Source organism: Seonamhaeicola sp. S2-3 (assembly GCF_001971785.1).
GTDB lineage: Bacteria > Bacteroidota > Bacteroidia > Flavobacteriales > Flavobacteriaceae > Seonamhaeicola.
On record NZ_CP019389.1, the window covers coordinates 776,405 to 788,428 of the forward strand.

The 12,024-nt window shown below is 31.8% G+C and carries 10 protein-coding genes; 7 read left to right on the forward strand and 3 right to left on the reverse strand.

What is annotated here, in order from left to right; translation table 11 throughout:
* Window positions 1–115: 115 nt before the first annotated feature.
* From BWZ22_RS03730 to BWZ22_RS03740, 3 genes are all read left to right on the forward strand, one after another.
* Window positions 116–2,155: a M3 family metallopeptidase gene (locus BWZ22_RS03730; RefSeq protein WP_076698082.1), complete on the forward strand. Its 2,040-nt coding sequence runs from the start codon at window positions 116–118 to the stop codon at window positions 2,153–2,155.
* A 113-nt stretch (window positions 2,156–2,268) separates the two neighbouring features.
* A complete protein-coding gene (locus BWZ22_RS03735) occupies window positions 2,269–2,820 on the forward strand; it encodes a sigma-70 family RNA polymerase sigma factor (protein WP_076698083.1) in 552 nt (183 codons plus the stop codon).
* Between the two features lie 2 nt (window positions 2,821–2,822).
* On the forward strand, window positions 2,823–3,086 hold the full coding sequence (locus BWZ22_RS03740; protein WP_076698085.1) for a hypothetical protein: 264 nt from the start codon (window positions 2,823–2,825) through the stop codon (window positions 3,084–3,086).
* Here the strand turns inward: BWZ22_RS03740 and BWZ22_RS03745 are convergent, their stop codons facing one another.
* A complete protein-coding gene (locus BWZ22_RS03745) occupies window positions 3,087–3,920 on the reverse strand; it encodes a hypothetical protein (RefSeq protein ID WP_076698086.1) in 834 nt (277 codons plus the stop codon).
* 120 nt (window positions 3,921–4,040) lie between these two features.
* Between BWZ22_RS03745 and gcvP the strand changes: the two genes are divergently transcribed.
* From gcvP to BWZ22_RS03765, 4 genes are all read left to right on the forward strand, one after another.
* Window positions 4,041–6,890, forward strand: coding sequence for an aminomethyl-transferring glycine dehydrogenase (gcvP, locus tag BWZ22_RS03750; protein ID WP_076698088.1), 2,850 nt, complete (start codon window positions 4,041–4,043; stop codon window positions 6,888–6,890).
* 104 nt (window positions 6,891–6,994) lie between these two features.
* Window positions 6,995–8,053, forward strand: coding sequence for a 3-oxoacyl-ACP synthase III family protein (locus BWZ22_RS03755; protein WP_076698089.1), 1,059 nt, complete (start codon window positions 6,995–6,997; stop codon window positions 8,051–8,053).
* Between the two features lie 9 nt (window positions 8,054–8,062).
* Entirely contained in the window at window positions 8,063–8,590 is a 528-nt protein-coding gene (locus BWZ22_RS03760) for a methyltransferase (protein ID WP_076698091.1), read from the forward strand.
* A 57-nt stretch (window positions 8,591–8,647) separates the two neighbouring features.
* Window positions 8,648–9,502: a glycosyltransferase family 2 protein gene (locus BWZ22_RS03765; RefSeq protein WP_076698092.1), complete on the forward strand. Its 855-nt coding sequence runs from the start codon at window positions 8,648–8,650 to the stop codon at window positions 9,500–9,502.
* Here the strand turns inward: BWZ22_RS03765 and BWZ22_RS03770 are convergent.
* Both BWZ22_RS03770 and pafA read right to left on the reverse strand, forming a co-directional pair.
* A complete protein-coding gene (locus tag BWZ22_RS03770; protein ID WP_076698094.1) occupies window positions 9,495–10,304 on the reverse strand; it encodes a DNA/RNA non-specific endonuclease in 810 nt (269 codons plus the stop codon). The two genes, BWZ22_RS03765 and BWZ22_RS03770, sit on opposite strands and share 8 nt — an antisense overlap.
* A 1-nt stretch (window position 10,305) precedes the next feature.
* Window positions 10,306–11,928, reverse strand: coding sequence for an alkaline phosphatase PafA (gene pafA / locus BWZ22_RS03775; protein WP_076698095.1), 1,623 nt, complete (start codon window positions 11,926–11,928; stop codon window positions 10,306–10,308).
* Window positions 11,929–12,024: the final 96 nt, after the last annotated feature.

The following is a 12,024-nucleotide window of genomic DNA, read 5'->3' on the forward strand; positions in this document are numbered from 1 at the left end:
TTAGCTATTAACATAAAATTCTTATGAGTTAGTCACTCTAAAAATTCAAGTGGCAAATATATATTTTTTTTATTATGCGCACATAATAAATTAAAACTTTAACATTTATTAAACTATGTCATCTAAGATATTACTAAACAATTTTGAAACTCCATATAATACGGCTCCCTTTTCAAAAATTAAAGACGAATATTTTTTACCTGCTTTTAAAGAAGCTATAAACAAAGCTAAAGCCGAAATAGACAGTATAACAAACAACCCAGAAGCTCCAACATTTAAAAACACTATTGAGGCTTTAGAGTTTTCTGGTGAACAATTGGATAGAATATCTAATATATTTTTTAATTTAAATTCTGCCGAAACCAATGAAACTATTCAAAAAATAGCTCAAGAAGTTTCGCCTTTATTGGCAGAATTCAGTAATGACATTACTTTAAATGAAGAATTATTTAAACGTGTTAAGGCTGTTTATAACTCTAAAAGCAAATTAAACTTAACTACCGAACAAAAAACTCTTTTAGATAAAAAATATAAAAGTTTTTCTAGAAATGGCGCTAATCTTCCTGAAGATAAAAAAGAAAAACTAAGAGAAATAGACAAAAAATTAAGCAAATTAAAACTAACCTTTGGTGAAAATTTACTTGCCGAAACTAACAAGTTTGAAATGCTTATTACCAATGAAGATGATTTATCGGGTTTACCTGAAGGCGCTAAAGAAGCAGCTAAACAACTAGCTGAGTCTAAACAAAAAGAAGGTTGGTTATTCACCTTAGATTACCCAAGCTACATTCCCTTTGTAACTTATGCAGACAACAGAGAATTACGAAAAAAAATAACACTTGCTGCAGGAAGCAAAGGTTTTAAAAATGATGATTTAGACAATCAAGACATTGTTTTAAACATAGTAAAGTTACGTCATGAACGCGCCAATCTTTTAGGGTATAAAACCCATGCTCATTTTGTATTAGAAGAACGCATGGCAGAAACACCTGAGAAAGTTGAAAGCTTTTTAAACGAATTATTAGAAAAAGCAAAACCTGCAGCCGAAAAGGAATTTAAAAACTTGAGCCAATTTACTAAAGAACTTGATGGTATAGATGAACTTCAAAAATGGGATGGCGCTTACTATTCTGAAAAACTAAAACAAAAACTTTTTAGTTTAGATGATGAGTTACTAAAACCATATTTTAAACTAGAAAATGTAATTGAAGGTGCTTTTACTGTTGCTAATAAATTATTCGATTTAAATTTTGAAGAAATTAACACCATCGATAAATATCATAAAGACGTTATGACTTATAAAGTTACCAATACTAACGGTGACTTTATAGCCATTTTTTATGCCGATTTCTTCCCCAGACCTGGAAAAAGAAACGGTGCGTGGATGACATCTTTTAAGCCTCAATATATAAAGAATGGTGAAAACTCAAGACCTCACGTATCTATTGTATGCAACTTTACCAAACCAACAAAAAGTAAACCTTCACTTTTAACTTTTAACGAGGTTACCACCCTTTTTCATGAGTTCGGTCATGCGTTACACGGTATGCTTGCAAACACTACTTACCCTAGTTTATCTGGCACTAGCGTATATTGGGATTTTGTAGAATTACCTAGTCAGGTTATGGAAAACTGGTGCTACGAAAAAGAAGCATTAGAATTATTTGCTAAGCATTACGAAACGGGTGAATTAATTCCAATGGACTTAGTAGAAAAAATCAAAGACTCAGCTACATTTAATGAAGGCATGCAAACACTACGTCAATTAAGTTTTGGTTTGTTAGATATGAGTTGGCATGCTAACCAAAACCCAGAGCAAATTACCTCTGTTAAAGCACATGAAAATAAGGCTTTCAGTAGCACTAAATTATATCCTGATGTTGAAAACAATTGTATGAGTACCGCTTTTGCACATATTTTTCAAGGTGGTTATTCTTCGGGTTACTACAGTTACAAATGGGCAGAAGTTTTAGATGCCGATGCTTTTGAGTATTTTAAAGAAGCTGGTATTTTTAACAAGGAAGTAGCCAATAAATTTAAAAACAATGTGTTATCTCAAGGAGGTACAGAAAATCCTATGACGCTTTACAAACGTTTTAGAGGACAAGAACCAAAACCAGAAGCCTTATTAAAACGCGCTGGTTTATTAAAGTAAGAAACGTTTAAAAATGCGCATTAATCTTTTATGATTTTTATTCATCTAGTCGATATAAATTTTAAGTGAAAAAAATCATGTATTTTTGATGTTATATAACAATTGCTAGCACAATGCCCAAACATCAAATTAATCCAAATAAATGGATCGATTTATATTCTGATTACCTGTACAACTACACTATTACAAGAGTAAGTGATAAAGAGGTGGCTCAAGACTTGGTTCAAGACACTTTTTTAGCAGGCTTAAAATCAATGAAAAACTTTAAAGGTGAAGCTAGTGAACGTACATGGCTAATTTCTATCTTAAAAAGAAAAATTATTGATCACTATAGAAAAATTAATTCTAATAAAGGAAAAGCTGAAGTTAGAATTAATTATAAAGACGACGAAACTGAAGGTGATTGGTTAGAAGAACGTGTTGCAGACCCCTACGACAAAACTGCAGAAGACACGATGCAGAATAGTGAACTTGGAGAAGCCATTTATAAGTGCTTAGATAAACTTCCTAAAAAGCAAGCCGAAATTTTTAAAATGAAAACAATACAAGGCTTTGAAACCGAAGTTATTTGTAAAGAACTTAATATTACAGCGTCTAACCTTTGGGTAATTATTCATAGAGCGCGTACGGCTATGGCAACTTGCCTAAAAGAAAATTGGTTTTAATTATGAAGAAAAAAGGTTTTTTATTTATAAGCTGCGAAGAAGCTCAACTTATATGTGATAAAGCTCAATATAATGAAGCTAGTTTATGGGAAAAAATAAAACTCAGCATTAGACTGTCATACTGCAAAATTACTAGAGCCTACTACAAAAATAACACCATGTTAACCAAAAAAATAAAAGAATCTAAAGTTAAATGCTTAGATCCTAATTGTAAAAAAAACATGAAAAAAGAGCTAGACAAAGCTATTAAAGAACAAGTAGACTAACTAATTAATCAATAACAGTAACATTAACCATAAAACGGGTATTCCTTCAACCCAAAAAGAGCTATAATATTTCCCTTGATTTATTTGTGCTAACCACAAAGCTATTAACGTACATAAATTAATTAATACCATTACCACTAAGAGTTTTAATGACAATTCATCTTTAAAAAATTCAAGAAAAAAGATACTTACTAGAATTAAAGAACCTATAATTTTTGTTTTATTAACCCCTATTTTTTGAGGAATTGTAGATAATTTAAGATTATCAAACCTCAAATCTCTAATCTCAAACGGAAGCATTAAAACAATAATATACATATAGCGTTGAAGACTTGTTATAAAAACATCCACACTTAAATTCATTTTATTATTAATAAAAGGAGTTAAAACCGTAACTCCGCTCCACACTAATGCTATTAAATATACTTTTAGCCCACCAATACTTCTTAGGTTTTGTTTCTTATCAACAAAAAAATGCTTGGGTAAAAAAGGAATAGCATAAAAAAAAGTAACAACCCCAAAACCTAAAATGCATAGCAATGTTTTTGTGTTTAACTTTAAAGCATAAAAAAGCATAAAAATGAAACAGAAAAATGAAAAAATTTGAATAGCTTTTAACCAACTAGCCAACCCCCTATGATGAAACTTTGCAATACCGTAATACTTAACAAAATTATACCCTGTTACAGAGGCAAAAAACACAAAAAATAATAAATTTTTATCAAATGGTATTTCATACTCAATTAAGGTAATCCAAGTAAGTGAACATACCGCTAAAGACACATGAATACTACTATTTATATAAAAGTTTAAAAACTGTTTAATTAAAGTCATGAAACAAAAATAAACAAACTGTTAATAACGTTGCTAAATGGTTAAAAACTTTCATCTATAAGAAATAAACAACATTAAATATTATGTATTTTTGCGATTTAAATTACAAATTGTTACTACATGAACACAAACGCTTTTGCACTGCGTCATATAGGTCCTAATGAAAAAGACCAAAAAGAAATGTTAGAAACTTTAGGTTTAGAATCACTAGACCAACTTATATATGAAACCATACCAGATGATATTAGATTAAAAAATGGTTTAAACCTAGATGAACCTATGACGGAACATGAGTATTTGCTTCATATTCATGATTTATCTAAAAAAAATAAAGCCTACAAAACATATATAGGATTAGGATATCATCCAACCGTAATGCCTGCTGTTATTCAACGAAACATACTAGAAAACCCAGGATGGTATACCGCATACACACCATATCAAGCTGAAATTGCTCAAGGCAGATTAGAAGCGCTTTTAAATTTCCAAACTATGGTCATTGAACTTACTGGAATGGAAATTGCCAACGCTTCTTTATTAGATGAAAGTACCGCTGCTGCAGAGGCCATGAGTTTATTATTTTCAGTAAGAGATAGAGCTCAAAAAAAAGCAGGTATTAATAAGTTTTTTGTTACAGAAAATATTTTACCACAAACTTTATCTTTACTAAAAACAAGAGCAACTCCAATTGGTATTGAATTGGTAATTGGAGATGAAAACAACTTCGAATTTTCTTCTGAATATTTTGGAGCTATCCTTCAATACCCAGGTAGAGATGGGCAAATAACAGACATTAAATCTTTCATTAAAAAAGCCAAAGAAGCTCAAATTAAAGTAGCAGTAGCTGCAGATATATTAAGTTTAGTAAAACTTGAAGCTCCGGGTAATTTTGGTGCCGATGTAGTACTTGGAACCACCCAACGCTTTGGTATACCAATGGGTTATGGTGGACCACATGCAGCATATTTTGCTACCAAAGAAGCCTATAAAAGAGATGTACCCGGGCGCATTATTGGCGTTACAAAAGATGCCAATGGCAACAGAGCATTACGTATGGCTTTACAAACACGAGAACAACATATTAAACGCGATAGAGCCACTTCTAACATCTGTACTGCTCAAGTATTATTAGCGGTTATGGCTAGTATGTATGCCGTTTATCACGGACCTAAAGGCCTTAAATTTATAGCTAATAAAATTCATTATAAAACATCTAAACTTGCCGAAGTTTTAGAAAGTTTTGGTTATAAACAAGTAAACACATCGTTTTTTGATACAATTCAAATAAAAACCAAAGCTAGAAAGATTAAAAAAATTGCTACTAGAAAAAAAGTAAACCTTTGTTATCCTGACAAAGACACAGTTACAATTTCAATAAACGAAACCACTTCTTTAAGAGATATAAATTATTTAATTTCAATTTTTGCCGAAGCAGCCAACAAAGAAACCGTTGTAATTTCTGAAGTAACTCCTGCTAATAATATTGATGCATCTCTTCAAAGAAAATCGGCATTTTTAGAACTAGACGTATTTAATAAATACCATTCTGAAACACAATTAATGCGTTATATTAAATCTTTAGAACGCAAAGATTTATCACTTAATCACTCTATGATTTCGTTAGGATCATGTACTATGAAACTTAATGCGGCTTCTGAAATGCTGCCATTAAGTTGGTTTAAATGGGGAAACATTCATCCGTTTGCACCTAAAAAACAAGCTAGAGGCTATCGTAGAGTTTTAAAAAAATTAGAAAACCAATTAACTGAAATAACTGGTTTTGCCGCTACATCATTGCAACCTAATTCTGGTGCTCAAGGCGAATTTGCTGGCTTAATGGTTATAAAAGCATATCATGAATCTCGAAATGAAGGTCATAGAAACATTTGCCTAATTCCTGCTTCAGCACACGGAACAAACCCTGCAAGTGCAGTTATGGCAGGTATGAAAGTAGTAGTTACAAAATCTACTAATGAAGGCAATATTGACGTTGATGATTTACGAGAAAAAGCCATTAAACATAAAGACAATTTAGCAGCTTTAATGGTAACCTATCCATCAACCCATGGAGTGTATGAATCTGCCATTAAAGAAATTACCCAAATTATTCATGAAAATGGCGGACAAGTTTATATGGATGGCGCAAATATGAATGCCCAAGTTGGTCTTACCAACCCAGGTAATATTGGTGCCGATGTTTGTCATTTAAACCTTCATAAAACGTTTGCCATTCCACATGGCGGCGGTGGTCCTGGTGTTGGCCCCATTTGTGTAGCTAAACAACTAGCTCCTTTTTTACCTGGAAACCCCATATTTAAAACTGGCGGAGACAAAGCTATTACAGCTATTTCTGCAGCACCTTTTGGTTCTGCCTTAGTCTGCTTAATTTCATACAGTTATATTAAAATGTTAGGAGCAGAAGGTTTAACACAATCTACCAAAGTGGCTATTTTAAATGCTAATTATATTAAGCATAGATTAGCTGGCTATTACAATACTTTATACTCTGGTGAATGTGGTAGAGCGGCTCATGAAATGATTGTAGATTGCAGACCTTTTAAAGCAAATGGCATTGAGGTTACAGATATTGCTAAACGATTAATGGATTATGGATTTCATGCACCAACTGTGTCATTTCCTGTAGCAGGAACTTTAATGATTGAACCCACCGAAAGTGAGAGCAAAGAAGAAATTGATAGATTCTGTGATGCTATGATTTCAATTAAAAAGGAAATAGATAGTGTAACTAAAGAAAACACAAATAATGTTTTAAAAAATGCACCTCACACACTTGATATGATAACTTCTAATGAATGGCATTTTCCATATACAAGAGAAGAGGCTGCATTTCCGTTAGAATATATTAGAGATAATAAATTCTGGCCAAGTGTAAGGCGTGTTGATGATGCTTATGGTGATAGGAATTTAGTATGCTCTTGTGCCCCTATTGAAGACTATATAGAGGCATAAATTAGGCTGTTGAACATCGTAATAAAAACTACTATTTTTTATATAGTTTATATAAAGCAAGTATCTTAGCAGATAACTCAAATTTTAATAGTAAAAAACGTATTATGAACATTAAAATAACTGGTGTTGGTAGCTATATACCTGACACCGTAGAAAAAAATGAAAGTTTTCATAATCATGAATTTTTAAATGCAGATGGTTCTACAATAAATGCCCCTAATGAAGTTATAGTTGAAAAATTCAAAGCTATTACTGGTATTGCAGAACGTCGTTATGCAAAATCACATCATAACTCTTCAGACCTAGGTTTCTTTGCTGCTGAAAAAGCCATTGAAGATGCCAATATAGATCCAGAAACTATAGATTATATTATAGTGGCACATAATTTTGGAGATGTAAAACACAACACTATTCAAAGTGACATGTTGCCATCTCTAGCTACCAGAATTAAACATAGTTTAGGCATTAAAAACCCAAAATGTGTAGCTTTCGATATCTTATTTGGTTGCCCTGGTTGGATTGAAGGTGTTATTCACGCAAAAGCTTTCATTCAATCTGGTATGGCAAAACGTTGCTTAGTAATTGGTACAGAAACCTTATCAAGAGTAGTAGACAAACACGATAGAGATTCTATGATTTTTTCTGATGGTGCCGGTGCTACTATTATTGAAGCCACTGAAGAAGAAGGCGGTATTTTAGCTTATGAAAGTGCTAGTTATACTTATGACGAAGCTTATTATCTGTACTTTGGCAACTCTAATAACCCAGAACTAAACCAAGATACCCGTTACATAAAAATGGATGGTCGTAAAATCTACGAGTTTGCTTTGGTTAATGTTCCTAAAGCAATGAAAACATGCTTAGATAATAGCGGTTACGGAATAAATGATGTTAAAAAAGTATTCATTCATCAAGCCAATGAAAAAATGGATGAAGCTATTTTAAAACGCTTTTACAGGCAATACAAAACAAAAATTCCTGAGCATATTATGCCTATGAGCATTCAAACTCTAGGTAACAGTTCAGTAGCTACTGTACCAACCTTATTTGATTTGGTAAAAAATAATAAATTAGAAAACCATAGTCTATCAAAAGGTGATATTGTTATGTTTGCAAGTGTTGGTGCAGGCATGAATATAAATGCTATTGTATACAAATACTAGTCTAACTTAATGTACGAAAAGAACTTCCCTAACAAACGTTTTAAACATACTATTTCGTTCTTAAAAAAGCATATTACTACCACTGAAACTATTTTAGATTTAGGTGTAGAAAATCCTTTTTCTAAAATTATGATAAAACATGGTTATACCGTTAAAAATACTAACGGCGAAGATTTAGACGAAGATATAAGTAACATAAAAAATTCTAAAGCCAACGTAGTAACCGCTTTTGAAATTTTTGAACACCTGCTTTCGCCTTATACGGTTTTAAAAGAAATAAAGGCTAATAAATTAGTAGCTAGCATACCGTTAAAATTATGGTTTGCGCCTGCTTATAAAAGTAAAACAGATAAAAGGGACAGACATTATCATGAGTTTGAAGATTGGCAGTTTGATTGGTTATTAGAAAAAACAGGATGGAAAATAATAGACAGCCAAAAATGGACCAACCCCACCAAAAAAATTGGCATCCGCCCTATTCTAAGATGGTTTACCCCAAGGTATTACATTGTATACGCTGAAAGAGTTAACAAATAACTTGATAAAGCTCTCAAATTTCTTGGAATTTGATATATTTATCTTGAGTTTTATACTATGAATTTCTACATTGTAATACCTGCTCATAACGAAGAAAGTTCCATTGGTTTAACTCTAGCTTCTTTGGCAAGTCAAACCTTAAAGCCAAAACAAATTGTAGTAGTTAATGATAACTCTACAGACAAAACTTTAGATATAGTTGAAGGCTACTCAACAAAATATAACTTTATAAAACTAGTAAACTCAAAATCATCTAATCAACACTTACCTGGAGCTAAAATCATAAATGCTTTTTACAAAGGCTATAATGTTTTAGACGAAGATTATGATGTGATTTGTAAGTTTGATGCCGATTTAATTTTTCCAGAAAATTATTTAGAACAATTAGCGCTTCATTTTAAAGCAAATAATCGTCTAGGAATGGCTTCTGGATTTTGTTATATTAAAAAAAACAATGATTGGGTACTAGAAAACCTAACTCGGAAAGACCATATTCGCGGTGCCTTAAAAGCCTATAGAAAAGCCTGCTTTTTAGACATAGGAAAACTTAAACCTTCTATGGGTTGGGATACTGTTGATGAATTATTGGCTAAGTTTTATAAATGGGAAATTTTAACCGATGAAAACTTGCACGTAAAACACTTAAAACCAACGGGAGTAAGCTATAATAAGGCTTCAAAATATTTACAAGGAGAAGCTATGTATAAAATGCGTTACGGTTTTGTAATAACTGTAATTTCTGCCATAAAATTAGCTTTTAAAAAAAGAAATTTTGAGTTATTTAAAGATTATATGAGTGGCTATTTTAAGGCTAAAAAAGGAAAACCTGAACAATTAGTTACCAAAGCACAAGGCAAATTTATTAGACAATTACGTTGGAAAGGTATGCTTGGGAAATTAAAGACTAATTAAACCCCCAACCTTTATAACTACTAGAGGCTTCTAACTTATTTTCTATAGCATCTTCTAACTCTGGAAAAAAATCTATTCCTGTTAAGTTTTCAATCTCATCAACAGAAACAACAAATTCGTATAATGGCTTATTAGAATCTTTATGAGGTATTAAAAAAGCAATCATTTTGGTTTCACCTGTATTGTTATCAATCAATACTTTATAAAATTGATTGGGCACCGAAACATTTTCATCACCTATAGTTTTCATATTACCTTTTAAAACCCCTCCTGTTACAACAAAAACACCGTTGTACTTACTAGCCCAATAACGTACTTTTTGTTCTAACCTATTCCAAACACCTGCGTTAAAGTCATGACGTTGCGGACTAATATTGCTAGTTAAAAAGGTTTCATCATGTGCCTCTTTGCTAAATTTTCTATCAGCTGCAGGACATAAATGTCCGCGATCATAACCAGAACCTTTGTAATTGCGCCAATGGGCAGCTCCTGTTTTAACCATGTCATCAACTTCAAAATAAGGTCTTTTAAAATTGGTGTTAGATAACTGCGATTTTTTTAATTCATAAGCCACCCATTCGGCTTGTTCATGAGCTTCATTATATGACAAAGAATACCCGTTATGATGTATTATTTGTCCTGTAGTACTGGTTGGCAAAAAATACTCATTTGTATCTTTCTTTACCTTTTTACCATCTGCAATAACTTGTATTTGCTCTTCTTTTTCTAAAAAATATTCATAAGAAAAAGCACCAACAAGAATTAAGATAGCTAATAAAGAATAAAATGTTTTTCTACGCATGTTATTTTAAAACAAACTCTAATGGTTGACCACTAGCACCGTTAGGAAAACTAATTCCTAATAAAGCTGAAATAGTTGGTGCAATATCTGGAATAACAGTTTTTTTGTAAGTCTCACCATGCTGTATACCCTTACCAAAAAATAACAAAGGTACATGCGTATCGTAATTTAAACCACTGCCATGTGTTGACCCCGTTAAAGAATATGAAATATATGCAGGATCTGGAATAATTAAAATATCACCAGAACGTTTTTGGTTAAAACCATTGTGTAATAGTGCTTCAATACCTGTGGTATATTCGTTTGTGCTTAGTGCATGAGCCGAAAACACTTTATAAACATGCTTATAGTTTATAATTTCATTTACAATAGCATCTTGAACTTCTACTAAATCTAACCCAAGCGATTTAATTTTTTCTCTATTTAAAAAGATTTGATTATTGCTAACGTTTTCAATTAAATCATCTGCCTTAAACCTATTTACCATAAAGGTTTTCAATTGCTCTTTTGCTTCACCATTATTTAAATACCCAGATGGTATTTTTACGCTTTTTAAATAACTAGGCACGTTTACAGCGCCATGGTCTGCTGTTAAAAACACCGTGTAATTTCCTTTTCCAACTCTTTTATCTAGCGTTTTAAAAATACGCTCTAAATCTTTATCTAAACGCAAATAGGTATCTTCTATTTCTTTTGAGTTTACACCAAAATTATGTCCTATATAATCAGTACTTGAAAAACTTACTGTTAAAACATCTGTATATTCATCTTTACCTAATGCTTCATTTTTTATGGCTTCAATAGCAAAATCTGCAACAATACTGTTACCGTATGGTGTTGATTTTAAGATATCAAAACCACCGTTTAATCTATTCAACTTTTTTAAATTATACGGAAAAGTAGCAGTTTTTTTCCCTGTAAATCCGCGCTCATAATCATTTAAATCGCTTCCACTTTCTTTATAGGTATCTATTTTATACAGTGTATTCCATTCTTTTAAATAAGATTTTACCTTTTTAGAATTATTAAATTCCTTTACCCACTTTGGCAAATCTTTCATATAATAAGTACTTGAAATAAACTTTCCTTCACTTTTACCTCTAAACCAATAAGCTGCATTTGCAGAATGACCAGCAGGTAAAATAGCACCTCTATCTTTTACAGAAATACCAATACTTTTCCCTCGCATTTGTGTAAACAAACGATTTTCATCTGCAAAGGTTGTGGTTTTCATACGTTGTGGTGACATTTTTCCATCGCTAGAAGTTGTACCTACAGATTCAACCGAATCATCTTCGGCACAATACACCATTTTCTTTTCATATTTATCATACCAATTATTGGCTATAATACCGTGAGTTTTAGGCGTAGTACCCGTAAAAACAGAAGCGTGCCCAGGCCCTGTATAAGTAGGTATGTAATTATAATGGTTATTTTTACAGTTAAAACCCTCATTTATCATGCGTTTAAAACCGCCATTACCAAATCTATGTTCAAAACGTGTTAAATAATCGTAACGCATTTGGTCTACCACAATGCCAACAACCAGTTTAGGTTTTTCTTCTTGTGCTACAGATGGTGTAGCTAAAACTAACGCTAATAAAAGTGTAATTAAGTATTTCATTTTAAATTTAGATTTATAGACTTCAAAAATACACATATTAATACATCATTATTTAAAATTAAGGTTAAATACCTCCAAGTTTTTTTTACTTTAGCA

Coding starts and splice junctions, on each gene's coding strand:
- BWZ22_RS03730 (WP_076698082.1), top strand. CDS start 116: ATGTCATCTAAGATATTACTAAACAATTTTGAAACTCCATATAATACG.
- BWZ22_RS03735 (WP_076698083.1), top strand. CDS start 2,269: ATGCCCAAACATCAAATTAATCCAAATAAATGGATCGATTTATATTCT.
- BWZ22_RS03740 (WP_076698085.1), top strand. CDS start 2,823: ATGAAGAAAAAAGGTTTTTTATTTATAAGCTGCGAAGAAGCTCAACTT.
- BWZ22_RS03745 (WP_076698086.1), bottom strand. CDS start 3,920: ATGACTTTAATTAAACAGTTTTTAAACTTTTATATAAATAGTAGTATT.
- gcvP (WP_076698088.1), top strand. CDS start 4,041: ATGAACACAAACGCTTTTGCACTGCGTCATATAGGTCCTAATGAAAAA.
- BWZ22_RS03755 (WP_076698089.1), top strand. CDS start 6,995: ATGAACATTAAAATAACTGGTGTTGGTAGCTATATACCTGACACCGTA.
- BWZ22_RS03760 (WP_076698091.1), top strand. CDS start 8,063: ATGTACGAAAAGAACTTCCCTAACAAACGTTTTAAACATACTATTTCG.
- BWZ22_RS03765 (WP_076698092.1), top strand. CDS start 8,648: ATGAATTTCTACATTGTAATACCTGCTCATAACGAAGAAAGTTCCATT.
- BWZ22_RS03770 (WP_076698094.1), bottom strand. CDS start 10,304: ATGCGTAGAAAAACATTTTATTCTTTATTAGCTATCTTAATTCTTGTT.
- pafA (WP_076698095.1), bottom strand. CDS start 11,928: ATGAAATACTTAATTACACTTTTATTAGCGTTAGTTTTAGCTACACCA.